This window comes from Pseudomonas putida (assembly GCF_030159595.1).
Taxonomy (GTDB): domain Bacteria; phylum Pseudomonadota; class Gammaproteobacteria; order Pseudomonadales; family Pseudomonadaceae; genus Aquipseudomonas; species Aquipseudomonas putida_AC.
In genome coordinates, this window is the sequence record NZ_BSKJ01000003.1 from 38,561 (window position 1) to 61,776 (window position 23,216).

Genomic DNA, 23,216 nt, shown 5'->3' on the forward strand with positions numbered 1-23,216 from the left:
CCCCTTTCTGCTTTTCCTGCGCTAGCGCTTGTAATTTCCAAAGCGTGCCCCCACATTAGGTCCAAGCATCATTTCCACCGGTTTCCGGCCACAAGGCCGCTGTAGAGGCGAAATCATGAAGACCACCCTCGACTTGCCTCTTTTGCCATTGCGCGATGTCGTTGTTTACCCGCACATGGTTATCCCGCTGTTCGTGGGGCGCGAAAAGTCCATCGAAGCCCTTGAGGCGGCGATGACGGGCGAAAAGCAGATCCTCCTGCTGGCCCAGAAAAACCCGGCCGACGACGACCCGGGCGAGGACGCCCTGTACCGCGTCGGTACCGTTGCCACCGTGCTGCAACTGCTGAAGCTGCCTGATGGCACTGTCAAGGTGCTGGTCGAGGGCGAGCAGCGTGGCGCGGTCGAGCGTTTCACCGAAGTAGAAGGGCACATCCGTGCCGAAGTTTCCCTGATCGACGAAACCGACGCCGCCGAGCGCGAGTCGGAAGTGTTCGTGCGCACCTTGCTGTCGCAGTTCGAGCAGTATGTGCAACTGGGTAAGAAAGTTCCTGCTGAAGTGCTGTCCTCGTTGAACAGCATCGAAGAGCCAGGGCGACTGGTCGACACCATGGCCGCGCACATGGCCCTGAAGATCGAGCAGAAGCAGGAAATTCTCGAAATTGTCGACCTGACCACCCGTGTCGAGCATGTACTGGCGCTGCTGGATGCTGAAATCGACCTGCTGCAGGTCGAAAAGCGCATTCGTGGCCGAGTCAAGAAGCAGATGGAGCGCAGTCAGCGCGAGTACTACCTGAATGAGCAGATGAAGGCCATTCAGAAAGAACTCGGTGACGGTGACGAAGGCCACAACGAAGTCGAGGAGCTGAAAAAGCGCATCGAAGCCGCAGGCCTGCCCAAGGATGCCCTGGCCAAGGCCCAGGCCGAGCTGAACAAGCTCAAGCAGATGTCGCCGATGTCGGCCGAGGCCACCGTGGTGCGTTCGTACCTCGACTGGCTCGTGCAGGTGCCGTGGAAGGCCCAGAGCAAGGTGCGCCTGGATCTGGCCAAGGCCGAGGAAATTCTCGATGCCGACCACTATGGCCTGGAAGAGGTCAAGGAACGTATCCTTGAGTACCTTGCCGTGCAGAAGCGCGTCAAGAAAATCCGCGGCCCAGTGCTCTGCCTGGTCGGCCCGCCCGGCGTCGGCAAGACCTCGCTGGCTGAGTCGATCGCTGCAGCCACCAACCGCAAGTTCGTGCGCATGGCCTTGGGTGGCGTGCGTGATGAAGCCGAGATCCGGGGGCATCGCCGGACCTATATCGGCTCCATGCCTGGCCGTCTGATCCAGAAGATGACCAAGGTGGGTGTGCGCAACCCGCTGTTCCTGCTCGACGAAATCGACAAAATGGGCAGCGACATGCGTGGCGACCCGGCCTCGGCACTGCTGGAAGTGCTCGACCCGGAGCAGAACCACAACTTCAATGACCACTACCTGGAGGTCGACTACGATCTCTCGGACGTGATGTTCCTGTGCACCTCGAACTCGATGAACATCCCGCCAGCGCTGCTTGACCGGATGGAAGTCATCCGTCTGCCGGGTTACACCGAGGACGAGAAGATCAACATCGCGGTCAAGTACCTGGTGCCCAAGCAGGTCAAGGCCAACGGCTTGAAGAAGGAAGAGCTGGAGGTCGACGTTTCGGCGATCCGCGACATCATCCGCTACTACACCCGCGAAGCCGGTGTGCGTGGCCTGGAGCGGCAAATCGCCAAGGTCTGCCGCAAGGTGGTCAAGGAGCATACCGGGCAGAAGCAGGTCAAGGTCAAGGTGGCCAGCGAGCAGCTGGAGCAGCTGCTGGGCGTGCGCAAGTTCCGCTACGGCCTGGCCGAGCAGCAGGACCAGATTGGCCAGGTAACCGGCCTGGCCTGGACCCAGGTGGGCGGCGAACTGCTGACTATCGAAGCGGTGGTCATTCCCGGCAAGGGCCAGCTGATCAAGACCGGCTCGCTGGGCGATGTGATGGTCGAATCGATCACCGCCGCACAGACCGTGGTGCGCAGCCGCGCGCGTAGCCTGGGGATTGCCGCCGACTTCCACGAGAAGCGCGACGTGCATATCCACATGCCGGAAGGCGCTACGCCGAAGGACGGCCCGAGCGCGGGTGTCGGCATGTGCACCGCACTGGTGTCGGCGCTGACGCAGATTCCGGTTCGTGCCGATGTGGCCATGACCGGCGAAATCACCCTGCGTGGCCAGGTACTGGCCATTGGCGGGCTGAAGGAAAAACTGCTGGCGGCACACCGTGGCGGGATCAAGACGGTGATCATTCCAGAGGAGAATGTTCGCGATCTGAAGGAGATTCCTGAAAATATCAAACAGGATCTGCAGATCAAACCGGTCAAATGGATTGACGAAGTCCTGCAAATTGCGCTGCAATACGCCCCGGAGCCCTTGCCAGATGTGGCTCCGGAGATTGTCGCGAAAGATGAAAAGCGCGACGGCGATGCTAAGGAAAGAATCAGCACGCATTAGTAGTTTTTGGCTGGGGGGCTTTCCTTGACAGTTTTTTCGGGGCCTTGCTATAAAGCGGCACGCTATTGTCATCAGGCCACCCAGCGCACGTTTCATAAGCTTTTCATTACATACTTAGAAACAAACTCAATAGAGAAATAAGGGGACTTAGAGTGAACAAGTCGGAACTGATTGACGCTATCGCCGCATCTGCAGACATCCCGAAAGCTGTAGCCGGCCGTGCGCTGGACGCAGTCATCGAATCCGTCACCGGCGCCCTGAAGCAAGGTGACGATGTGGTACTGGTTGGTTTCGGTACCTTCTCGGTCAAGGAGCGCGCAGAGCGCACCGGCCGTAACCCGCAAACCGGTAAGGCGATCAAGATCGAAGCCGCCAAGGTTCCAGGTTTCAAGGCAGGCAAAGGCCTGAAAGACGCCGTCAACTAAGTCGTCTTTCAGCCGGACCCGGCCAGGCCTGGTCCGAGCACGGTGAAGGCGGGGCGCAAACGTTCCCGCCTGACACGTTTGCTAAGCAAAGGCGCATCCTCGGATGCGCCTTTCTTTTATCAGGATTCTACCCACGCTCCGCGGTTGTCGACGCAGTGGTACAGCCGTTTCTGGGGGACGCATGCTGCAAAATATCAGGGACAATTCACAAGGTTGGATTGCCAAGACCATCATCGGCCTTATCGTCGTCTTGATGGCATTGACCGGTTTCGAAGCCATTTTCCAGGCCGCCACCCATAGCCAGGACGCCGCCAAGGTGAACGGCCAGACCATCAGCCAGAACGAGCTGAGCCAGGCCGCCGACATGCAGCGCCGTCAGCTGATGCAACAGTTGGGCAAGGACTTCGACCCGGCGCTGCTGGATGACAAATTGCTGCGTGAAGAGGCTCTCAAGGGCCTGATCAGCCGCAAGTTGCTGCTGCAAGGCGCCGAAGATGCCAAGTTTGCCTTCTCCGAGGCTGCGCTGGATCAGGTGATCCTGCAAACGCCGGAATTCCAGGTGGACGGTAAGTTCAGTGCTGACCGTTTCGACCAGGTCATCCGCCAGATGGGCTACGGCCGCATGCAGTTCCGTGACATGCTCGCCGAAGAAATGCTCATCGGCCAGCTGCGCACCGGCCTGGCCGGCAGCAGCTTTGTGACCGACCAGCAGGTGGATGCTTTCGCCCGCCTGGAGAAGCAGACCCGTGACTTCGCCTCCCTGACCTTCAAGGCCGACCCGGCCTCGGTCAAGGTCAGCGAAGAAGAGGTCAAGGCGCACTACGACCAGCACGCCAAGGAGTTCATGTCGCCTGACCAGGTGGTGATCGACTACATCGAGCTGAAGAAGTCGGCGTTCTTCGACCAGGTCAAGGTGACCGACGAAGAGCTCAAGGCCCAGTACGAGAAGGAAATCGCCAACCTCGCGGAGCAGCGCCATGCCGCGCACATCCTCATCGAGGTCAACGACAAAGTCACCGACGCCCAGGCCAAGGCACGCGCTGAAGAGATCGAGCAGCGCCTGGCCAAGGGTGAAGACTTTGCCGCACTGGCCAAGGAGTTCTCGCAGGACCCAGGCTCGGCCAATAACGGTGGTGACCTCGGCTTCGCCGGCCCAGGCGTATACGACCCGGCCTTTGAAGAGGCGCTGTACAAACTGCAGGATGCTCAGGTATCGGCGCCGGTACGCACCGAGTTCGGCTACCACCTGATTAAACTGCTGGGCGTGCAAGCGCCAGAAGTGCCGAGCTTCGCCAGCCTGAAGGACAAGCTGACCCGCGACCTGAAGATCCCGCTGGTCGAGCAGCGTTACGTCGACGCCAGCAAGCAGTTGCAGGATGCTGCCTACGAGGCTTCCGACCTGGCCCAGCCGGCCCAGGACCTGAACCTCAAGGTGCAAACCTCCGCAGCCTTCGGCCGCGAGGGTGGCGAAGGCATCACTGCCAACCGTTCGGTGGTACAGGCTGCGTTCTCCGAAGAAGTGCTGGACGAGGCTGCCAACAGCACCGCCATCGAGCTCGACCCGGAAACCACCGTGGTACTGCGCGTCAAGGAACACCGCAAGCCGGAGCAGCTGCCGCTGGAGGCCGTGGCCAAGAACATCAGCGAGCACCTGGCCAAAGAGAAGGCGACTGCCGAACTCAAGGCCAAGGCGGACAAGCTGATTGCCGGCCTGCGTGACGGTTCCATCGCAGCAGGCAGCGTGCATGAAGGGCAAGGCTGGAAGGCCTATGAAGCCGTGACCCGTGGCGAGGACGGTATCGACCCGGTCGAACTGCAGGCACTGTTCCGCCTGGGCAAGCCGCAAGCCAAGGACAAGCCGGTGTATGGCAGCGTAGTGCTGCGTGACGGTAGCCTGGTCGTGCTGCAGCTCAAGGGTGTCAACGAAGGCGCCACCGCCACCGACGAAGAGAAGCAGCAGATCCGCCGCTACCTCGCGTCGCGTGCTGGCCAGCAGGACTTTGCGGCGTTCCGCAAGCAGCTGGAAGCCAATGCGGATATCACCCGTTACTAAGGTGATTGCAGCATGAAGAAACAGGCCGCCTCGTGCGGCCTGTTTCATTTCTGTCGCCTTTACCGGCCCTTTCGCGGGTAAACCCGCTCCCACAGGTACTGCACAAGACTGAAGAGATGTGCGGTCCCTGTGGGAGCGGGTTTACCCGCGAAGAGGCCAGCACAGGCGCTATGGAATCTACCGCTTCACCCCTTCGTAATTATCCAGCGTATCCCGCGCAATCTCCCGCCCCAGGGCAATCAGCTCCGGCGCCTTGTAAAACTCGAAAAACCGGCACACCCGCTTGGGCACGTTGATCAGCACATCAGGTGGATAGCCGGCGATCTTGTACTGTGCCAGCGAGGTCTGCATGACTTCGAAACTCTGGTTGATCAAATCCAGCAGCGACGCCGGCCCCACGTTGTCGATGATGAACGAGCCGGTCGCCGACTTCGGCGCGCCCTCGCGCTCGGGTGCTGCCGCCGGTTGCTGGGCCTCCGGGTTGGCGGCATCTGCCAGCCACGGGTTCGGCGGTGCCAGCCCTTCGGCAACGATTTCCTGTTCGATGCGCATCAGCTCTTCCGCCGGCTTGCGCCGGAACGGCAAGCGAGAGCCTAACGAGCTCAGCAGGGAGTCAAAACGCATCTTGAAGGCCGCCGGGCGCTCGATTACCGGCAATTGATACTGCTTCTGGTTGGTGGCGTTGAGGTTGACCGCAATGATCAGGTCACAATGGCTGGACACCACCGGCACGATCGGCAGCGGGTTGAGAATGCCGCCGTCGACCAGCATGCGGTTGCCTTGCATCACCGGCGTGAACAGGCTGGGGATGGCCGCCGAGGCTCGCATGGCCTGGTGCAGGCAACCTTCCTGGAACCAGATTTCCTGCTGGTTGGTGAGGTCGGCGGCAACCGCCGTGTAGGGGATGCGAAGTTGCTCGATGTTGATCTCGCCGACGATCTTGCGGATCTGCCCGAACACCTTGTCGCCACGAATGGCGCCGAGGCGAAAGCTCACGTCCACCAGGCGCAGTACATCCAGGTAGTCCAGGCTCTGGATCCAGTTGCGGTAGTCGTCCAGCTTGCCTGCGGCGTAGATGCCGCCAACGACCGCGCCCATGGAGCAGCCAGCGATGCAGGCGATGTCGTAGCCCCGACGCTCGATTTCCTCGATCACGCCAATGTGTGCATATCCCCGGGCGCCGCCCGATCCCAATACCAGTGCCACGCGCTTACTCATGAACTTTCCTCGGGCCGTGCAACCATGGTCCTACAATGCACCCTTAGCGGCCTGTGCTTCAATGTAGATCGCGCTGAGCTACTGTGATAATGCTGTCCACGCAAAGTTGGCTGGGCGGGGCACTTTTCAGTTGCCCGGGCGTCGAACAGCCACCCTTTTTTCCATTGAGGTCATACTGATGAAAGCCTGGATCTGCCTTCCATTGATTGCCCTGGCGCTTGCTGGCTGCGCGGGCAAGACGGCGTACCGTGACAGCTGCGCCACCCAGCTGGATGCCGCCTGGAAGGAACTGGACCTCGCCAAGGCCGAAGGCTTTGCCGGTGCCGTGAGCTACTCCAAAGCGTTGTCGTTGCTGACCGGAGCGAAGACCCAGCAGCAGTTCGAAGGCTACGAAAGCTGTACCCGTAAGGCTGAAAAGGCGCGGTTTTACATTCGTGAGTCTCGCGCCGGGCGCTGACCAAGGAGCGTCGTATGTCTGCCATGCTCGACCATGTAGTTGCCCAGATGCTGGCCGTGCAGGTTCGTCTGCTGGCCTGTCGCGAACGCCTGGCTGCCGATACCGACAGCGAGGCCCTGCACGACCTGCGTATCACCTTGCGACGCCTGCGCAGCCTGCTAAGGCCATTGCGCGGGCTGCCTGGCGTGGAGCAACTGGAGGATGCCGCCAGTGCCTTGGGTACCCTGACCACGCCGCTGCGAGACCGTGAGGTGCTGGCCGCCGAGTTGATCAGGCGCGGCCACGCTGCAGCCGGGCAGCGGCGACTGGAAGGGCGGGACAGAACCTTCGCCAGTGTCGCTGCCAGCCCGCAGCTGGCGCGTGTGCTGGCGATTGTCGACGCGTTTCCGTTGTTTCTGCGTGCAGCAGGTCGCGAGGGGTTGGCCAAGTCGCTGGACACGCGGATCGACAAGCGCCTGGTCAAGCAGTGGCGCCTGTTGCACCAAGCCTTGCAGGACCCGGCCCACGACCGCCACCGCCTGCGCTTGCTGATCAAGCGTGCGCGCTATGGCGACGAAGCGTACCCTCAGCTCGACCATGCCGGGAAGAAGCTGCAGCGCTTGTTGAAAACGGCGCAGGGTGATCTGGGCGACTGGCATGACCGCCTGCAGTGGTTGCTGCAGGCGCGCGACCATGCTGACTTGGTGCCCTGCAAGGTCGATTGGGAGCAGGAACTTCACGCAGCCGAACGCCAGTCGGACGTGACGCTGGATGCCTTGCAGCAGGCGCTGGCGCGTCGTTAGCCCGAAAAATGACCGATTTGCGGGCTGATTGCCCGGGGTTTGCTGGCTAGGATGGGCAGACCTTATTCGCTGTAGGCAGGAGCCGGCCAATGAACTTCAACCAACTGCTCGACGCTGTGCGGGCCAACCCTGACGCCGTCAGCATCCCGCCCAGCTGGGCCCAGGGCCGCGCGGCCTTTGGCGGGCTGATGGCGGCCATGGTCTATGAAGCCATGCGCCTGAAACTCACCGATGACCGTCCCGTACGCTCCCTGGCCATCAGCTTCGTCGCGCCCGCAGCAGCGGATGTGCCAATCCGTTTCGATGTGGAGGTGCTGCGTGAAGGCAAGGCGGTGAGCACCTTGCTGGGCCGCGCCGTTCAGGATGGCCAGGTGGTGACCCTGGTGCAGGGCAATTTCGGCGCGGGGCGGCCATCTGTCGTCGATGTGCCGGCGTTGCCGGGCATGGAGATGAAAGCACTTGAGGATGCTGCCCCCGAGCTGCCTTATATCAAGGGCATAACGCCCGAGTTCATGCGGCATGTGGCCTTGCGTTGGGCGGTGGGTGGGTTGCCGTTCAGTGGCAATCAGTCGCGCAGGATGGGCGGCTGGGTGCGGCTGCGGGATGTGGCAGAAGAACAGGTCAACGAGGCGCACTTGTTGGCGTTGGTCGATGCCTGGCCGCCGAGCCTGATGCCGTTTCTCAAGCAACCGGCAGCGGGCAGTACGCTGACCTGGACCATCGAGTTCATCCAGCCCACGGCGAAAGTGTCGACCCTGGACTGGTGCCGCTATTGCGTGGAAACCGAGCATGCACGGGACGGTTATGGGCATGCCGCCGCAGCCCTTTGGACGGCAGAGGGCGAGTTGCTGGCCCTGAGCCGGCAGACGGTCACCGTGTTCGCTTGATCGATCCTGGGAGCGCAAAACAGCCCCATGGCATCAAGGCCGGTGCTTGTGCCGCTCCCGCCACGCTTTCCACCACGCCCCGCTTAGCACAAAGCGCGGAAAGGTAATGAATTGCTCGGTCAGCAACCGCTGCACGGCATCCTGGCGATTGGCGAACGGCTCCGGTTGCTCGGCCTCCAGGCGGTGCCCCTGGCGCTGCAAGCCTAGGCCTGCAATCACGGATATCACGCCAACGGCAATCTGCCCCAGGTCCAGGGCGAACAGTCCGGACAGAACCAGTAGCGCCCCCAGAATGAACAACGGCACCGCAATCAGGTGCAGCACCAGGTTGGTTGGGTGGCGGTGGTTATGGTGGTAGCCACGCCATTGCCAGGCGGGCAGGTTGGGCAGGCGTTTGCTCATGGGCATTTCCTCACGGTCATGCCCAAAGCTTAGTGCGCCCCCCGGGCGGGGGCCAATCGAGGCTGGCTATGGTGACTATAGCTTGAGCTGGCCAATAGCCTTGCTGAGTTCGCCGGCCAGGGTCGCCAGCTCGCTGCTGGTGGTTGCCGACCCCACCGTCTGCTGCACAGTCTGCTCGGTGACATCGCGGATGCTCACCACGGCGCGGTTCATTTCCTCGGCCACCTGGCTTTGCTGTTCTGCGGCCACGGCAATCTGGGTATTGCTTTCGCGCATCTGCGCCACGGCGCCGGTAATCTCGGCCAGCGCTTCGCCGGCCTCCTGGGCCTGTCGCACGCAGTCGTCGGCTTTGTAAGAGCTTTCCTGCATGAACTCCACGGCGTCGCGGGTGCCCGACTGCAGGGCCGAGACCATGGTGGTGATCTCGTCGGTAGAGGTTTGCACGCGCTTGGCCAGGTTGCGCACCTCATCGGCCACCACGGCAAAGCCGCGGCCCAGGTCGCCGGCGCGGGCCGCTTCAATGGCGGCGTTGAGCGCCAGCAGGTTGGTCTGTTCGGCGATGCTGTGGATCACGCTGACTACGCCGTTGATCTTCTGGCTGTCGTCGGCCAGTTGGCGAATCATTTCGGCGGTTTGCTGCACACCGCTGGAAAGCCCGGAAATCGAGTCCTGTACCCGGCTGACCACTTCCTTGCCGCTGCCGGCCAGGGTGTCGGCGGTCTGCGACAGATCACGGGTGGCGCCGGCATGCTGTGCAATGTGATGCACCGTCGCCGACATTTCGTTGATGGCGGTGGCGGCCTGGTCGGTTTCGCTCTGCTGGCCGAGCATGCCGTGGCGCACGTCGCTCATGCTGGCGGCCAGGCGTGCGGCGCCTGAGTCCAGTTGTGCTGCCGTGTGGGCGACGGTGCTGACCACACGGTGGTAGGTGGCCTGCATGGCGTTGAACGCCCCGGCCATCTGGCCGACCTCGTCGCCACAGGCCAGCGGCACGCGGGCAGCCAGGTCGCCGGTTTTCTCCACATGCAGCATGACGTCTTTCAAGGTGTTGAGCTGGCTGAGCAGGAAGCGGATCAACAACTGCGAAGCGCCAAGCATGGCCAGCATCAGGATCAGCACGCACACCGCGTAATTGGTAAAGCGGTCGATGAATACCTGGCGCAAGCTGGGTGACTGGGCCAGCACGGCCATTTGCTGGTTACCGTTGCGCAGCACCTGTGCACCGCGCAGCGGGTTTTCTCCGAGGATCCAGGCGCTCGGCAGCTCGACCCAGCCCTGGGCGTTGCGCAGGGTATCGAGCGCCTCACCGGCGAACGTCGGCGTTTGCCCGGCCGACCAACTGATGACATTGGCTGAGCGTGGCAGTGCTTGCCCGCTTGGCCAGACAGCCAGCAATTGAGCTTGTACCGTCGCTTGGGCCTGCGCCGCCTCGGCCCGGGCGCGCTGCTCCAGGTGCACCGCGTAGAGCACCAGCAGCAAGGTCGTGATGAAGGCCACCGCGTTGACGGCCCAGAATTTGTATTTCAGGGAAACATTGCTAAGCCAGGCACCCATGGGCAGGTCTTCTCTGAGTTGAGCGGAAACAATATTGGCAAGGTGCCATCATTGTGCCTTCATCTGCTCAGCAATGTGTTGATGCATATCAAAAGCCAGCGCACAGGATTCAGGGGAGTTGAAAGAACGCCCGCGCCGTCGCTGTAGTATGTGCTGCCGTATGCTCGACTGATTCACCCCGGTGCAAGGCTACTTCACGCAACACCTCCGGTAAAAACGCCGGTTCGTTGCGCCCGTTCTTCGGTTTCGGCCGCAGGCTGCGTGGCAGCAGGTACGGCGCGTCGCTTTCCAGCATCAGTCGCCCTTCGGCAATGTTGCCCACCAGTGGGTGCAGGTGGGTGCCGCGGCGTTCGTCGCAGATCCAGCCGGTAATGCCGATGTGCAGGTCCATGTCCAGGTAGGCAAACAGCGCCTCGCGTTCGCCGGTAAAGCAGTGCACCACTGCGCCGGTCAGGTGGTCGCGGTAGTCCTTCAGGATCGCCAGCAAACGCTCGCTGGCATCGCGCTCGTGCAGGAACACCGGCAGGCGCAGTTCCGCAGCCAGTGCCAGCTGGGCTTCCAGGGCTTTTTCCTGCAGCGGGCGAGGGGAGAAGTCGCGATTGAAATCCAGGCCGCATTCGCCCACCGCACATACGCGCGGCTCATTCAGCAGTTGGCGCAACTGGCGCTCGCTGCCGGCATCCCAGGCCTTGGCATCGTGAGGGTGCACGCCCGCAGTGGCGAACAGGTGCGTCCCGTCGTTATCCAACTGCTGGCACAGCTCCAGCGCTTGCTCGCTGACCGCCAGGCTGGTGCCTGTCAGCACCATTTGCGTCACGCCGGCCTCAAGTGCGCGCTCGACAATGGCTGCCTGCTGGTCGTGGAAACTGCTGTTGGTCAGGTTGACGCCGATATCGATCAGTTGCATGGTGCTATCTCGTGCCGCGGGGCGGCCAGCATAGCAAAAACCGGGTTTTTCTGAAAAAAACCAAGAACTTCATCCTGTTGCCGCGGTCTTTTACCGTCATTTCTCACCTGGCGGTGCAACCCATGGATGCCGCCCACCGACCATGGACACTTTTTCGCATGCTGCGATGCTGGCTTGTTTTCCTGCTTACGCTCGGGCTGAGCTTTACCGGCCCCGCCCAGGCGCGCGCGCCTGGGCCGCAGCAGAACATACCGCCTGCCAAGGTCCGTGACCTGCAGCAGATTCGCGCCGCCAAGGTGCTGCGGGTACTGGTCAACCAAAGCCGCAACAGCTCCGGGGAGGTCAAGGGCGAGCCGGTGGGCATCGAGTACTATCGCCTGCGTGCTCTGGAGCATTACCTCAATGCCCGCACCGCCGACGACCAGCAAATCCAGCTTAAGCTCATCCCGCGGGCCAAGGAGCAATTGCTGGGCGCCTTGGCCCGAGGCGAGGGTGACCTGGCTGCGCCAGGCGAACTGCTGGACCCCAGCACGGTGCGTGGCGTCAGCAGCAGTGCGCCGATACTCGACCAGGTACCGCTGATGCTGGTTGGGCGCAAAGGCGAGCGAAGCTTCAGCAAGGTCGAACAGCTGTCCGGACGTACCGTGGCCTTGACCAGTGCCAGTGCGGCCGGGCCGCTGATCCAGCAAGTCAACCAGCAACTGGCCCTGCGCAAACGGCCGCCGATCAAGGTGGAATGGGTCGACTCGACGCTGGCAGTGGAGGATGTGCTGGAGATGGTACAGGCTGGCATCTACCACCTGACCGTGGTCGAACAGCCGATTGCCCGGCGCTGGGCGCGAGTAATGCCGCGCCTGCGCCTGGACAGCCGGGTTCATATGGGGACGCCGCAGGCCATGCGTTGGTATGTGGGGCGCGATGCACCGCAATTGCTCGTCACGGTTGACCGCTTTTTGCAGGGCTACCGCGCGCCAGACAACCAGGACGCCGCTTTCGAGCGCATCTATCGCCGCCAGTACCGGGTACACAACCCGCTGGCCAGCAAGGACCGCCAGCGGCTGGCATCGGTGCGGGCAGTGCTGCAGAAGCATGGCCAGGCACAGCAGATCGACTGGCTCAACCTGGCCGCGCTGGCCTTCAAGGAATCGACGCTCAACCCGGCAGCGCGCGGTACTGGCGGTGCCCACGGCCTGATGCAGATAACGCCCTCGGCGGCCCAGCGTGTCGGGGTAAGCAACACCGCCACGGTAGATGGCAATGTCCAGGCCAGCGCTCGCTACCTGGCCCTGATCCGGCGCAAGTTCTTTGCCAGCCCCAAGATCAACGAACGGGAGCGCATGGCGTTCGTGCTGGCAGCCTACAACCTTGGCCCCGAGCGGGTTCAGGCCATGCGCGCCGAGGCCAGGCGACGCGGCCTCAACGGCGACCAGTGGTTCTTCCAGACCGAGCGCATTGCCATGGAGCAGGTGGGCATGGGGCCGGTCAGCTTCGTCAACAGCGTCAACAAGTACTTCCTGGCGTTCAACCGCGAGCGCGCTGTGCTGGAGCGTGTGGCAAAGCGTTGATAAATCGATTTTATTGATTGTTATGTTGGGTTTTTTGCGATTTTCATATCTACAGAATTGATTATGATGGCGCCCATCCCAACACAACTTCTCTGCTTCAAGGACGCTTCGACATGAACAACACTACCCTCAACGCCCTGTTCTCCACCCGTGCCGGCGCTGGCCTCAGCGTGATACGTATTCTGGTTGGCATCATCTTCATGGCGCATGGTGCGCAAAAGCTGTTTGGGTTGTTCGGCGGTTATGGCCTTGAAGGTACCGGCCAGTGGATGGAAAGCATCGGCCTGGCCCCGGGCTACCTGATGGCGCTGCTGTCCGGTAGTGCCGAATTCTTCGGCGGCCTGGCCCTGGTGATTGGTCTGCTGGCCCGCCCGGCCGCCCTGGCGCTGACCGTGACCCTGGTGGTGGCGATCTTGTCGGTACACATCGGCAACGGCCTGTTCATGTCCAACAACGGCTATGAGTTTGCCCTGGCCCTCCTGGCCGGCACTGTCGCGGTCATGATCGAAGGCGCTGGCCGCTTCTCGCTGGACCGCCTGATCGCCCGCTGATACAACGCATGCGGCAAGATACAAGCCTTGAGCCGATCACTTTCAGCTTGAGGCTTGTATCTTGCCGCTCGTAGCTCTAGCATACCGCCTGCGCCGATTTAAACAGCTACTTGCGGGGCGCAGGAAAGCCCCCCCTCCGGGTTATCCGAAATACCGCTAAAGCGCTGGTTCGGTGACGCCTCCCACCGCTGCCCAGCGGGATTCGCGAGGCGGAGAGAAGCTCCATGAGTTGCCCACGTACCAGTGTCTGTTTAAGCCCTTTGCCTGCCAACCAGGCGTCCCGCACACCGCGCATTCTGCTCGGCGGCCAGCATCAGCCCACCCTTTTGCGTCACCTCGAAGGCCTGTCCCGGCGCAAGGGCCAGGCGCGTGCATTTTTGATCCAGTTCGCTGATACCGGCTGCCACCTCGCGCAGTACGGCAATGACCGTTTTGACCTTGCTGTCATCCAGGCCCCGGCAACGGACGAGGCCGCAGAGGTTATTGGCCACCTCACCCGAATCGCGCGCCAAGGCCTGATTACCCGCCGTTAAGGAGTGCGCTGTTGAGCACCAACATCATTACCACGGAAGGCCATGAGGCGCTGAAGAAAGAGCTGGACCACCTGTGGCGGGTGTATCGCCCGGAGATCACCCAGAAGGTGGCCTGGGCGGCATCCTTGGGTGACCGCAGCGAAAACGCCGACTACCAGTACAACAAGAAGCTGCTGCGCGAAATCGACCGCCGGGTGCGTTACCTGCGCAAGCGTCTTGAAGATGTGAAGGTGGTGGCTTATTCGCCACAGCAGGAAGGCAAGGTGTTTTTTGGCGCTTGGGTCGAGATCGAGAATGACGAGGGCGAGGCCATGAAGTTTCGCATTGTCGGCTACGACGAGATTTACGGGCGCAACGATTACATCTCGATCGACTCGCCCATGGCCCGTGCCTTGTTGAAGAAGGAGGAGGGCGATGAGGTGGTGGTGCAGACGCCGACGGGTGAAGCGACCTGGTATGTGAACAGCATCACCTATGGTCAGTGATTATGGGTTGCCTGTGCCGGCCTCTTCGCGGGTTTACCCGCGAAGAGGCCAGTGCATGTAACACTTAACTTTCACGCAGCACCGCCAAAGGGCTGGCATTCAACGCCCGCCGCGTCCCCAGCACCCCCGCGCCACCCACCAGCAGCGCCCCCACAAGCGGCAACATCAGCAGCCAAGGATGCGGGCTCCACTGCAAATCAAAGGCATAGCGATACAGCACCAAGGTAATCAGTTCACAACCCACGGCCGCTAACAGCCCACTGGCCGCGCCCAGCAAGCCGAACTCGATGCGCCGGGCCTTGACCAGCAATGGCCGCGCCGCGCCTAGTGCGCGCAGCAGCGCCCCTTGGCGGATGCGCTCGTCCAGCGTTGCCTGCAAGCCGGCGAACAGTACCGCAAGCCCGGCGGCCAGGACGAAGAGCAGCACATACTCCACAGCCAGTGTCACCTGAGCGAGGATGCTGCGTAGCTGGTCGAGCAAGGCATCCACCTGCAGGATGGTCACTGCCGGGAATGCCCGCGACAGCGCTACTACATCCAGGTCATGCCCCGGCGCCAGGTAGAAGCTGGTCAGGTAGGTGGTCGGCAGCCCTTGCAGCGTGCCGGGCTGGAAGATCATGTAGAAGTTGGGCTGGAAGCTGTCCCAATGCACGCTGCGCAGGCTGCTGACCCGGGCCTGGCGCTGCTGGCCGCCGATGTCGAAGGTCAGCAGGTCGCCCATTTGCAGTTTCAGGCTGGTGGCCAGCTCCGCTTCCACCGAAACACCTGGGATTTCGCGGTCGGCGGGTAAGGCTTGCCACCAGTTGCCAGCAGTAAGTTGATTGCCTTCAGGTACCTCGGCGGCCCAGGTCAGGCTAAGGTCTCGCTGCACGGCGCGTTCACCCGCCGAGTCCTTGCTGACGACCTGCTGTACCGGTTGTTCGTTGATTTGCACCAGGCGCCCGGGCGTTACCGGGTACAGCGGTGCTGAAGCGGCGTTGACCTCATGCAGGCGTTGCGCAAACGGTTCGCGGTCAGCCGGCAGGATGTTCAGGGCGAAATGGTTGGGCGCATCCTTGGGCAGCTGCGCTTGCCAGGTGTCGAGCAGTTCTGCGCGCAGCAGGGCGACCAGGGCCATGGCCAGCAGGATCAGGCCGAAGGCCAAGGCCTGGCCGACGGCTGCCGTGGGGTGGCGCAGCAACTGGCCCAGCCCCAGGCGCCAGGTCAGCGGCGCCCCGGCCAGCAACTGGCGCAGGCTGCGTAATCCGAGCAACAGCAGGCCGCCGAGCAGCAACGCGGCGACCAGGCCGCCACCGAGCAAAGCGAAGGTGAGCAGTAGGTCAAGGCTCAGGCGCCACATGATCAGGCCCAAAGCAAGCAGGGCGGTGCCATACACCAGCCAACTGCTGGGCGGTATCGGCAGCAGGTCGCGGCGCAGTACGCGCAGTGGCGGCACTTGGCCCAGTGCGGCAATCGGCGGCAGGGCGAAGCCGGCCAGCGCCACCAGCCCGGTACCGATACCCGCCAAGGCGGGAACGATACCACCGGCAGGTACCACACTGGGCAACAGGCCTTGCAGTAGGTGGAACAAACCCAGTTGGGCCAGCCAACCGAGCAGGGCGCCGGCCAGGGCGGCGACCAGGCCGAGCAGGGCCAGTTGCAGGCAATACAGGCCCAGTGCCTGGCGGCGCGACAGGCCCAGGCAACGCAGCAAGGCACTGGCATCCAGGCGGCGTGCAGCGTAGCGGCTGGCCGACAGGGCCACGGCAACGCCAGCCAGCAGCACCGCGACCAGGCTGGCCATGTTCAGGTAGCGTTCGGCCTTGCCCAAGGCGCCGCCGATCTGCTGGTTACCATCGCGGGTATCGCGCAGGCGCTGGTTGGCGGCCAGGTCTTTTTCCACGGCTTGGCGGTAGTGGGCCAGTGCCTCGGTATCGCCACGCCACAGGTCGCGGTAGGTCACCCGGCTACCCGGCTGGATGACGCCAGTGGCTTCGAGGTCAGCCAGGTTCATCATCACCCGCGGGGTAAGGCTGTAGAAATTGTTGGCGCGGTCAGGTTCGTAGGTCAGCACGCGGCTCATGCGCAGGGTTTTCATGCCCACGTCGATGCTGTCGCCTATCGTCAGCCCCAGCGCCGCCAGCAGGCGTGGCTCGACCCACGCTTCACCAGGTGCCGGGCCGCCGCCGGGCGTTTCTTCGGCATACGGCACCGGAGCGCTGCGTACCTGCCCGCGTAATGGGTAAGCGCCGTCAGTGGCCTTGACACTGGATAACTGGATGCCATTGTCACCGCCCACCACACTGGTGAACTCGACCACCTGTGCGTGGCGCAAGCCAAGTGCCTTACCAGTATCGATCTGCTGTTCGCGGGCCGGGGCGCTGCCTTGCAGTACCAGGTCGGCGCCGAGGAACTCGCTGGCGCGCAGCTGCATGGCGCCGTTGAGGCGGGCGCCGAAATAGCCGATGGCGGTGCTGGCAGCCACCGCCACCAGCAGGGCAAAAAACAGCACGCGCACTTCGCTGGCGCGACTGTCGCGCAGTAACTGGCGCAGGGCCAGGCCGCACAAGCGGGACAGCGGCATGTGGGTCATCAGGCCTCCACCGGCGCCACCAGGCGCCCCGCGTCCAGGCGGATCTGGCGGCGGCAGCGCCGGGCCAGGCGTTCGTCATGAGTGACCAGCACCAGGGTGGTACCACGCTCCTTGTTCAACTCGAACAACAAATCGCTGATGCGCTCGCCCGTGTGGCTGTCGAGGTTGCCGGTTGGCTCGTCGGCAAACAGCACCGCCGGTTGTGCGGCGAAGGCGCGGGCGATGGCCACCCGTTGCTGCTCACCGCCCGACAGTTGGCGCGGCGTGTGGCTCAGGCGCTTGCCGAGGCCGACCCGCTCGAGCAAGGTGCGCGCGTGTTCGCGGGCATCCCGGCGGCCGTCCAGCTCCAGTGGCAGCATCACGTTTTCCAAGGCGTTGAGGCTGTCGAGCAGCTGGAACGACTGGAACACGAAGCCCACATGTTCGGCGCGCACCCGGGCGCGCTGGTCTTCATCCAGGGGGGCCAGGTCGTGGCCGGCGAGGATGACCTTGCCCGCACTGGGCTGATCGAGGCCGGCGAGCAGGCCGAGCAGGGTCGACTTGCCCGAGCCCGAGGCGCCAACGATGGCCAGGCTGTCGCCCTGGGCCAGGTCGAGGGAGAGTGCGTGGAGGATGGTCAGGTCACCTTCCGCACTGGGGACCACTTTGCTAAGGTTCTGCGCAACGAGAATGCTGGGGCCCATGGAGAATCCGATGCGAGTGTGGTGGTTGAGTGCCGGTCTGGCCCTGTATTGCCTGGCCCAGAGCGCGGCGGCGGGAACACTGCTGGTTGTTGGCGATAGTATCAGCGCCGGTTTTGGCCTGGATACCCGTCAGGGTTGGGTGTCTCTCTTGCAGACCCGGCTCAAGGACGAAGGTTTCGACGACAAAGTGATCAATGCCTCGATCAGCGGCGACACCAGTGCAGGTGGCCAGGCGCGGCTGCCGGCGCTGCTTACAGCACATAAGCCGAGCCTGGTGGTGCTGGAGCTGGGCGGCAATGATGGCCTGCGCGGGCAGTCGCCTGCGCAATTGCAACAAAATCTTGCCTCGATGATCGAAAGCTCGCGCCAGGCGGGTGCCAAGGTAGTCCTGCTGGGCATGCGTCTGCCGCCCAATTACGGTGTGCGCTACACCACCGCGTTTGCGAAGGTGTATGAGCAGCTGGCGATGGACAAGCAGGTGCCTTTGGTACCTTTTTTCCTCGAAGGGGTAGGGGGTGTGCCTGAGCTGATGCAGGCCGATGGCATCCACCCGGCGCAAGGTGCCCAGCAGCGCTTGCTGGAAAATGCCTGGCCGGCGATAAAACCCTTGCTGTGACGCTTTAAACGGGGCCGGCTTTCGGCTAATGTTGCGCCCCCCGTTTCGAGTGCCCCTGATGCCGCGCCCTGCCTGGTCCCTGTATGCCTACCAACTGATCGAGCCCGATGAGCAGCTCGACCTGTTCGCCTGCCAGGAAATCCGCGTTCACCTGGTGGCCCGCCAGCTTGAGCTGGGCGTGCCGGTAGACCGCACCTTGTGCGGCGGCCTGCTGCCTGCGCAGCCGCGCTGGTCGGCCGTGCCACGCGCCATCTACCGTGACAGCCGCCTGTGCGACTTGTGCCGTGCCATTCTCGACGCCCAGCGGCGCGGCATGCGCCCGGTCTGGCCAGAGCTGCAGGCCAGCTGAACGGCAAGCACCTTTCATCATCTGAAACGCTTGCGTGGGCGCCAATGCCTCCCGCTTGCATCAAGGCGGGTGTACAATCGTTTCTCTTGACCTATCTTTCGAAGGATTTACCGGATGTTGCCGCGCTTTCCTGCCGTCACCCGTAGCCTGTCCCTGGCCGCCCTGCTGGTAGCGGGCCCCGCTGCTGCGCTGGAACTGCCACTGCCACCGCCTGGTGAAGACATCGTCGGCCAGGTGCATGTGATCAAGGCAAAGTACGAGGACACGTTCGCCGATATTGGCACCGCCAACGACCTCGGCTACCTGGAAATGATTGCCGCCAACCCGGGTGTCGACCCTTGGTTGCCGGGTGCCGGCACCGAGATCATCCTGCCGACCCGCTACATCCTGCCGCCGGGCCCGCGCGAAGGCGTTGTCATCAACCTGGCCGAGTACCGCCTGTACTACTTCCCGAAAGGGCAGAACGTGGTGCATACCTTCCCGCTGGGTATTGGTCGTGAGGGTTGGGGTTCGCCGATTGCCAACACCAAGATCACCGCCAAGACCCCCAATCCGACCTGGACGCCGCCCGCCTCCATCCGAAAGGAGCACGCGGCAGACGGTGACATCCTGCCGGCCGTGGTACCTGCTGGTCCGGATAACCCGCTGGGGCCGTTCAAGTTCACCTTGGGTGTGCCAGGCTACCTGATCCATGGGTCGAACAAGAAGTTCGGCATTGGCATGCGTACCAGCCACGGTTGCTTCCGCATGCTCAACAACAACGTGCTGGAGCTGTCGAAGATGGTGCCGGTAGGTACGCCGGTGCGCATCATCAACGAGCCTTACAAGTTCGGTATCAGTGGCGGCAAGGTCTATCTGGAGGCGCACACGCCGCTGGACGATCAGGGTAACCCGTCGGTGGTCGACAAACACACCGCCGTTATCAACGCCTTGCTCAAGCGAGAAGACCTGGCCAATAACCTGCGTATGAACTGGGACATGGTGCGTGATGTGGTGGCTGCCGAAGATGGCATGCCTGTAGAAATCGCCGTGCCGGTGGAAAACCAGGGCAATGCGCCGATGGTGACGAGCATACCGCCTGAACTGCAGTAAGGTATTTGCGACACACCCGGGCCCGCCTTAGTGCGGGCCTTTTCGTATCTGCGTGGCGCGTTTGCCTTGTTCGCAGGCAATAAAAAAGCCGACCCACAAGTGGGTCGGCTCCTTAACAATCCGTGAGGATTATTACTTGCGGCTGGCTTTGTCCAGCATACGCAGAGCGCGCTCGTTGGCTTCGTCAGCGGTCTGCTGAGCCTTCTGAGCGGCTGCCAGTGCGTCGTCAGCCTTACGGTAGGCTTCGTCAGCACGAGCTTGAGCGCGAGCTGCTGCGTCTTCAGTCGCAGTCAGACGAGCTTCGGTTTCTTTGGATACGCTGCTGCAACCGGTAGCCAGAACTGCGGCCAGAGCCAGAGCAGAGAATTTCAGAACGTTGTTCATCGTGTTCCCCTTCAAGGACTTTCTATTAAATAGCCATCTCTCAGGAAAGAGAAACTGGCCGGCGTACATAGTACCCATTACTTGTAGTAAGTAAACTGACTCAGCGCAAGAACTGCAAAAAAAATGTTGCTTGACGCCGTGCTGACAAGATTTGAGACGTGCGTGTGAAAAAAACGTGCAGGGTTCGCAAGCGATTGTAGTACAGGAACTTTTTTGTTGAACTAAGGGTGACTTTAACTGTCGTTCGACGTCTTAAGCCCTAGAACATCCGGCGGCTGTTGGGCGGGCTGGGGAAAGTCGCCCTCGCAGCGTTTTGGCCATTTTTAACCGCCACCACCTTGAGCAATCCCGCCTGCGGCGCCTACTATCTTGTGAATGTCACAGGATCCGAACGATTGCAATCGTCCAGTGGTCCAAGGGGCAACAGGTGGCGTAGAGGATTCTGTGCCGGATAAACCACTATCGGTTAAGGTATGGGTCTGCCAGAAGACCTACGAGGAGTAGTGATGAGCGAAGCGCTGACCATCCACCATGACCAGGCTGGTCATCAGTTCGAAACCAACGTGGACGGTCATCGTGCCTATCTGACGTACATGGATCTGGGCAAGCAGACGCTGGACATCTATCGCACCTTCGTACCCAACGCCTTGCGCGGCCGCGGGATTGCTGCTGCATTGACCGAGCAGGCCTTGGCGTACGCCGAGCAGATGGGCTACACGGTGATTCCGTCCTGCTCATATGTGGAACGCTACATGGAGCGCCAGCAACGGCATTCCAGCAAGGCCTGAGCTGCCGGCAGGCAGCAGACGCAAAAACGCCGGGCAATGCCCGGCGTTTTGGTTATGGCAATGCTTAGCCGCGCTTACGCTGCGGTAGCACATCCTTCAGCTTGGCGTGCATGCTGCGCAGGGTCTTTTCGGTCGCGGACCAGTCGATGCACGAGTCGGTGATCGACACGCCATACTGCAACTCGTCCAGGTTCTTCGGAATCGACTGGCAGCCCCAGTTCAGGTGGCTCTCGACCATCAGGCCGATGATCGACTGGTTGCCTTCGAGGATCTGGTTGGCGACGTTCTCCATCACCAGCGGTTGCAGGGCCGGGTCCTTGTTGGAGTTGGCGTGGCTGCAATCGACCATGATGTTGGCCTTGATCTTGGCTTTGGCCAGGTCCTGCTCGCACAAGGCGACGCTGACCGAATCGTAGTTCGGCTTGCCGTTGCCGCCGCGCAGTACCACATGGCCGTACGGGTTGCCCTTGGTGGTGACGATCGACACACCGCCTTCCTGGTTGATACCAAGGAAGCGGTGTGGCTTGGACACCGATTGCAGGGCGTTGATGGCAACGGTCAGGCCGCCGTCGGTGCCGTTCTTGAAGCCGACCGCCGAGGACAAGCCCGAGGCCATCTCGCGGTGGGTTTGCGATTCGGTGGTGCGGGCGCCGATGGCCGACCAGCTGATCAGGTCCTGCAGGTACTGCGGGGAAATCGGGTCGAGTGCTTCGGTGGCGGTCGGCAGGCCCATCTCGGCCAGGTCCAGCAGCAGCTGACGGCCAATGTGCAGGCCGTCCTGGATCTTGAACGAGTCATCCAGGTACGGGTCGTTGATCAGGCCTTTCCAGCCAACGGTGGTGCGTGGCTTTTCGAAGTACACGCGCATGACCAGGTACAGCGTATCGGACACTTCTTCGGCCAGCACCTTCAGGCGCTCGGCGTATTCGTGGGCGGCCTTGATGTCGTGGATGGAGCAAGGGCCGACCACGACGAACAGGCGATGGTCCTTGCCGTCGAGAATATTGCGCACCACTTCACGGCCGGCAGTCACGGTCTGCAGGGCCTTGGCGCTGAGGGGGATTTCCTTCTTGAGCTGATCGGGGGTGATCAGGGTCTCGTTGGAGGCAACGTTCAAGTCATCGATCGGTAAATCAGCCATCGTGTTACTCGTCAGGTCACGGGTGCCGGCCGCCAGCTATCCCCGTGCGGCCCAGCAGCAAGAATATTCGCAGCGGGGAGCCGAACCTTAGCGCGTTACAGGTGGCGCGACAATGGGCTTGGCCCAGTCATTGTGGGGTTTTTCCCTGATCGAGTGCGTTGAGCGCGAATGGGCTGCCCAGCGCTGCGTAACCTGTGTAAAAAGAGGGCTGACTTCATACTCGGAGATCGGCATGCATCCGCACACCCCTCGCATCGGTATCATCGGCAGTGGCGCCATCGGCGGCTTCTATGGGTTGATGCTGGCCCGGGCCGGCTTCGATGTGCATTTTCTGTTGCGCAGCGAGTACCAGGCCGTCAGTGAGCAAGGGCTGTCCCTGGACAGTGACGTGCATGGTGCGTTGCAGATGCAGGTACAAGCCTATGCCAGTACCGCCGACATGCCGCCTTGCGACTGGTTGCTGATCGGTGCCAAGGCCACCAGCAATGATCAGCTCGCACCGCTGATCGTGCAGGCTGCCGCACCCGGCGCCAAGGTCGTACTGCTGCAGAACGGCCTGGGCGTGGAGGAGCAATTGCGCCCGGCCTTGCGTAGCGACATGCATCTGCTGGGCGGCCTGTGCTTTATCTGCGTCAACCGTCATGCGCCAGGTGTGATCCGCCATCAGGCGCTCGGGGCTGTCAACCTGGGTTATCACAGTGGACCGGCCAGCGATGGCGGTGCCGCGCTGGTCAGCGAAGGGGTGGGGTTGTTCAAGGCCGCAGGCCTCGACTCGCAGGCCATGCCGAACCTGGAGTTGGCACGTTGGCAGAAACTGGTGTGGAACGTGCCTTACAACGGCCTGTCGGTACTGTTGGGCGAAGGTACTGCCAAGCTGATGGCCCACAGCCACAGCCGTGACTTGATCCAGGCCTTGATGGCTGAGGTGGTGCAAGGCGCTGCAGCCTGCGGCCATGTATTGCCTGAGGGCTATGCCGAGCATCTGTTCCAGATGACCGAGCGCATGCCCGACTATTGGCCAAGCATGTATCACGACTATGCCCTGATGCGCCCGCTGGAGCTGCAGGCGATTTATGCCGAGCCGCTGGCGCGTGCGCGCGCGGCAGGCTGCTGCTTGCCGCGCATGGAAATGCTCTACCAGGCGCTGAGTTTCCTCGACAGCAATGACCGGCCTTGCTGAGGGCAGCATTGGCCTCGGCTGGGTGCTTCAGCCCACGCCAGCAGCGCGCCGGACGGCAAAGCGTGCATCCGGCGCGCTGC

23 protein-coding genes are annotated in these 23,216 nt (G+C 62.3%); 15 read left to right on the top strand and 8 right to left on the bottom strand.

The annotated features are described in order from the left end of the window. Positions 1-115 precede the first annotated feature (115 nt). The 3 genes from lon to QQL85_RS07525 all read left to right on the top strand — a co-directional run bounded on the left by lon (position 116) and on the right by QQL85_RS07525 (position 4,990). Positions 116-2,512: an endopeptidase La gene (gene lon / locus QQL85_RS07515; RefSeq protein ID WP_284355854.1), complete on the top strand. Its 2,397-nt coding sequence runs from the start codon at positions 116-118 to the stop codon at positions 2,510-2,512. A 152-nt stretch (positions 2,513-2,664) separates the two neighbouring features. Continuing rightward, positions 2,665-2,937 (top strand): nucleoid-associated protein HU-beta, encoded by a 273-nt coding sequence (hupB, locus tag QQL85_RS07520; protein WP_003250246.1) that lies wholly within the window; start codon positions 2,665-2,667, stop codon positions 2,935-2,937. 181 nt (positions 2,938-3,118) lie between these two features. Next, positions 3,119-4,990, top strand: a complete 1,872-nt coding sequence (locus tag QQL85_RS07525) for a SurA N-terminal domain-containing protein (protein WP_284355855.1) — start codon at positions 3,119-3,121, stop codon at positions 4,988-4,990. A gap of 177 nt (positions 4,991-5,167) precedes the next feature. Here the strand turns inward: QQL85_RS07525 and QQL85_RS07530 are convergent, their stop codons facing one another. Continuing rightward, complete coding sequence (locus tag QQL85_RS07530) at positions 5,168-6,208, bottom strand: patatin-like phospholipase family protein (protein WP_284355856.1); 1,041 nt, start codon at positions 6,206-6,208, stop codon at positions 5,168-5,170. Positions 6,209-6,386: 178 nt separating this feature from the next. Between QQL85_RS07530 and QQL85_RS07535 the strand changes: the two genes are divergently transcribed. The 3 genes from QQL85_RS07535 to QQL85_RS07545 all read left to right on the top strand — a co-directional run bounded on the left by QQL85_RS07535 (position 6,387) and on the right by QQL85_RS07545 (position 8,334). Further along, positions 6,387-6,665 carry a lipoprotein gene (locus QQL85_RS07535; protein ID WP_003250254.1) on the top strand — a complete coding sequence of 93 codons (279 nt, stop codon included), beginning with the start codon at positions 6,387-6,389 and terminating at the stop codon, positions 6,663-6,665. A gap of 14 nt (positions 6,666-6,679) precedes the next feature. Further along, positions 6,680-7,447, top strand: coding sequence for a CHAD domain-containing protein (locus tag QQL85_RS07540; RefSeq protein WP_284355857.1), 768 nt, complete (start codon positions 6,680-6,682; stop codon positions 7,445-7,447). 89 nt (positions 7,448-7,536) lie between these two features. Next, positions 7,537-8,334: an acyl-CoA thioesterase gene (locus tag QQL85_RS07545; RefSeq protein ID WP_284355858.1), complete on the top strand. Its 798-nt coding sequence runs from the start codon at positions 7,537-7,539 to the stop codon at positions 8,332-8,334. A gap of 33 nt (positions 8,335-8,367) precedes the next feature. Here the strand turns inward: QQL85_RS07545 and QQL85_RS07550 are convergent, their stop codons facing one another. The 3 genes from QQL85_RS07550 to QQL85_RS07560 all read right to left on the bottom strand — a co-directional run bounded on the left by QQL85_RS07550 (position 8,368) and on the right by QQL85_RS07560 (position 11,197). Further along, positions 8,368-8,736, bottom strand: coding sequence for an Mpo1-like protein (locus QQL85_RS07550; RefSeq protein ID WP_284355859.1), 369 nt, complete (start codon positions 8,734-8,736; stop codon positions 8,368-8,370). Between the two features lie 75 nt (positions 8,737-8,811). Continuing rightward, positions 8,812-10,290, bottom strand: a complete 1,479-nt coding sequence (locus tag QQL85_RS07555; RefSeq protein ID WP_284355860.1) for a methyl-accepting chemotaxis protein — start codon at positions 10,288-10,290, stop codon at positions 8,812-8,814. Between the two features lie 109 nt (positions 10,291-10,399). Beyond that, entirely contained in the window at positions 10,400-11,197 is a 798-nt protein-coding gene (locus QQL85_RS07560; protein ID WP_284355861.1) for a TatD family hydrolase, read from the bottom strand. A 158-nt stretch (positions 11,198-11,355) separates the two neighbouring features. Here QQL85_RS07560 and QQL85_RS07565 point away from each other — a divergent pair, with 158 nt between their 5' ends. The 4 genes from QQL85_RS07565 (at position 11,356) to greB (ending at position 14,331) form a co-directional block, all read left to right on the top strand. Continuing rightward, positions 11,356-12,762, top strand: coding sequence for a transglycosylase SLT domain-containing protein (locus QQL85_RS07565; RefSeq protein WP_284355862.1), 1,407 nt, complete (start codon positions 11,356-11,358; stop codon positions 12,760-12,762). 113 nt (positions 12,763-12,875) lie between these two features. Further along, positions 12,876-13,313: a DoxX family protein gene (locus tag QQL85_RS07570; protein WP_284355863.1), complete on the top strand. Its 438-nt coding sequence runs from the start codon at positions 12,876-12,878 to the stop codon at positions 13,311-13,313. A gap of 224 nt (positions 13,314-13,537) precedes the next feature. Further along, complete coding sequence (locus QQL85_RS07575) at positions 13,538-13,846, top strand: hypothetical protein (RefSeq protein WP_284355864.1); 309 nt, start codon at positions 13,538-13,540, stop codon at positions 13,844-13,846. 11 nt (positions 13,847-13,857) lie between these two features. After that, positions 13,858-14,331, top strand: coding sequence for a transcription elongation factor GreB (gene greB / locus QQL85_RS07580; RefSeq protein ID WP_284355865.1), 474 nt, complete (start codon positions 13,858-13,860; stop codon positions 14,329-14,331). 64 nt (positions 14,332-14,395) lie between these two features. Here greB and QQL85_RS07585 read toward each other — a convergent pair whose 3' ends face one another. Then, the gene (locus QQL85_RS07585) at positions 14,396-16,903 is read right to left on the bottom strand and encodes an ABC transporter permease (protein WP_284355866.1); all 2,508 of its coding nucleotides are present in this window, start codon (positions 16,901-16,903) and stop codon (positions 14,396-14,398) included. Next, a complete protein-coding gene (locus QQL85_RS07590) occupies positions 16,903-17,586 on the bottom strand; it encodes an ABC transporter ATP-binding protein (protein WP_025754398.1) in 684 nt (227 codons plus the stop codon). Before QQL85_RS07590 ends, QQL85_RS07585 begins: the two co-directional genes overlap by 1 nt. 10 nt (positions 17,587-17,596) lie before the next feature. On the opposite strand from QQL85_RS07590, the gene QQL85_RS07595 reads away from it, so the two are divergent. From QQL85_RS07595 to QQL85_RS07605, 3 genes are all read left to right on the top strand, one after another. Next, complete coding sequence (locus QQL85_RS07595) at positions 17,597-18,202, top strand: arylesterase (protein WP_284355867.1); 606 nt, start codon at positions 17,597-17,599, stop codon at positions 18,200-18,202. Positions 18,203-18,260: 58 nt separating this feature from the next. Next, positions 18,261-18,551, top strand: coding sequence for a hypothetical protein (locus QQL85_RS07600; protein ID WP_016714754.1), 291 nt, complete (start codon positions 18,261-18,263; stop codon positions 18,549-18,551). A 114-nt stretch (positions 18,552-18,665) separates the two neighbouring features. Further along, positions 18,666-19,643: a L,D-transpeptidase family protein gene (locus QQL85_RS07605; RefSeq protein WP_284355868.1), complete on the top strand. Its 978-nt coding sequence runs from the start codon at positions 18,666-18,668 to the stop codon at positions 19,641-19,643. A 132-nt stretch (positions 19,644-19,775) separates the two neighbouring features. Here the strand turns inward: QQL85_RS07605 and oprI are convergent, their stop codons facing one another. Continuing rightward, entirely contained in the window at positions 19,776-20,027 is a 252-nt protein-coding gene (gene oprI / locus QQL85_RS07610) for an outer membrane lipoprotei OprI (RefSeq protein ID WP_003259780.1), read from the bottom strand. 506 nt (positions 20,028-20,533) lie between these two features. On the opposite strand from oprI, the gene QQL85_RS07615 reads away from it, so the two are divergent. After that, entirely contained in the window at positions 20,534-20,815 is a 282-nt protein-coding gene (locus QQL85_RS07615; protein WP_016714752.1) for a GNAT family N-acetyltransferase, read from the top strand. A 64-nt stretch (positions 20,816-20,879) separates the two neighbouring features. Here QQL85_RS07615 and QQL85_RS07620 read toward each other — a convergent pair whose 3' ends face one another. Further along, positions 20,880-21,956, bottom strand: coding sequence for a 3-deoxy-7-phosphoheptulonate synthase (locus tag QQL85_RS07620; RefSeq protein WP_284355869.1), 1,077 nt, complete (start codon positions 21,954-21,956; stop codon positions 20,880-20,882). Between the two features lie 232 nt (positions 21,957-22,188). Between QQL85_RS07620 and QQL85_RS07625 the strand changes: the two genes are divergently transcribed. After that, complete coding sequence (locus tag QQL85_RS07625; protein ID WP_284355870.1) at positions 22,189-23,136, top strand: putative 2-dehydropantoate 2-reductase; 948 nt, start codon at positions 22,189-22,191, stop codon at positions 23,134-23,136. The last annotated feature ends 80 nt before the right edge of the window (positions 23,137-23,216 follow it).

Coding starts and splice junctions, on each gene's coding strand:
- QQL85_RS07590 (WP_025754398.1), bottom strand. CDS start 17,586: ATGGGCCCCAGCATTCTCGTTGCGCAGAACCTTAGCAAAGTGGTCCCC.
- lon (WP_284355854.1), top strand. CDS start 116: ATGAAGACCACCCTCGACTTGCCTCTTTTGCCATTGCGCGATGTCGTT.
- QQL85_RS07550 (WP_284355859.1), bottom strand. CDS start 8,736: ATGAGCAAACGCCTGCCCAACCTGCCCGCCTGGCAATGGCGTGGCTAC.
- QQL85_RS07530 (WP_284355856.1), bottom strand. CDS start 6,208: ATGAGTAAGCGCGTGGCACTGGTATTGGGATCGGGCGGCGCCCGGGGA.
- QQL85_RS07600 (WP_016714754.1), top strand. CDS start 18,261: ATGCCGCGCCCTGCCTGGTCCCTGTATGCCTACCAACTGATCGAGCCC.
- QQL85_RS07555 (WP_284355860.1), bottom strand. CDS start 10,290: ATGGGTGCCTGGCTTAGCAATGTTTCCCTGAAATACAAATTCTGGGCC.
- QQL85_RS07625 (WP_284355870.1), top strand. CDS start 22,189: ATGCATCCGCACACCCCTCGCATCGGTATCATCGGCAGTGGCGCCATC.
- QQL85_RS07620 (WP_284355869.1), bottom strand. CDS start 21,956: ATGGCTGATTTACCGATCGATGACTTGAACGTTGCCTCCAACGAGACC.
- QQL85_RS07595 (WP_284355867.1), top strand. CDS start 17,597: ATGCGAGTGTGGTGGTTGAGTGCCGGTCTGGCCCTGTATTGCCTGGCC.
- oprI (WP_003259780.1), bottom strand. CDS start 20,027: ATGAACAACGTTCTGAAATTCTCTGCTCTGGCTCTGGCCGCAGTTCTG.
- QQL85_RS07565 (WP_284355862.1), top strand. CDS start 11,356: ATGCTGCGATGCTGGCTTGTTTTCCTGCTTACGCTCGGGCTGAGCTTT.
- QQL85_RS07570 (WP_284355863.1), top strand. CDS start 12,876: ATGAACAACACTACCCTCAACGCCCTGTTCTCCACCCGTGCCGGCGCT.
- QQL85_RS07605 (WP_284355868.1), top strand. CDS start 18,666: ATGTTGCCGCGCTTTCCTGCCGTCACCCGTAGCCTGTCCCTGGCCGCC.
- QQL85_RS07545 (WP_284355858.1), top strand. CDS start 7,537: ATGAACTTCAACCAACTGCTCGACGCTGTGCGGGCCAACCCTGACGCC.
- QQL85_RS07560 (WP_284355861.1), bottom strand. CDS start 11,197: ATGCAACTGATCGATATCGGCGTCAACCTGACCAACAGCAGTTTCCAC.
- QQL85_RS07585 (WP_284355866.1), bottom strand. CDS start 16,903: ATGACCCACATGCCGCTGTCCCGCTTGTGCGGCCTGGCCCTGCGCCAG.
- QQL85_RS07575 (WP_284355864.1), top strand. CDS start 13,538: ATGAGTTGCCCACGTACCAGTGTCTGTTTAAGCCCTTTGCCTGCCAAC.
- QQL85_RS07525 (WP_284355855.1), top strand. CDS start 3,119: ATGCTGCAAAATATCAGGGACAATTCACAAGGTTGGATTGCCAAGACC.
- QQL85_RS07540 (WP_284355857.1), top strand. CDS start 6,680: ATGTCTGCCATGCTCGACCATGTAGTTGCCCAGATGCTGGCCGTGCAG.
- QQL85_RS07535 (WP_003250254.1), top strand. CDS start 6,387: ATGAAAGCCTGGATCTGCCTTCCATTGATTGCCCTGGCGCTTGCTGGC.
- QQL85_RS07615 (WP_016714752.1), top strand. CDS start 20,534: ATGAGCGAAGCGCTGACCATCCACCATGACCAGGCTGGTCATCAGTTC.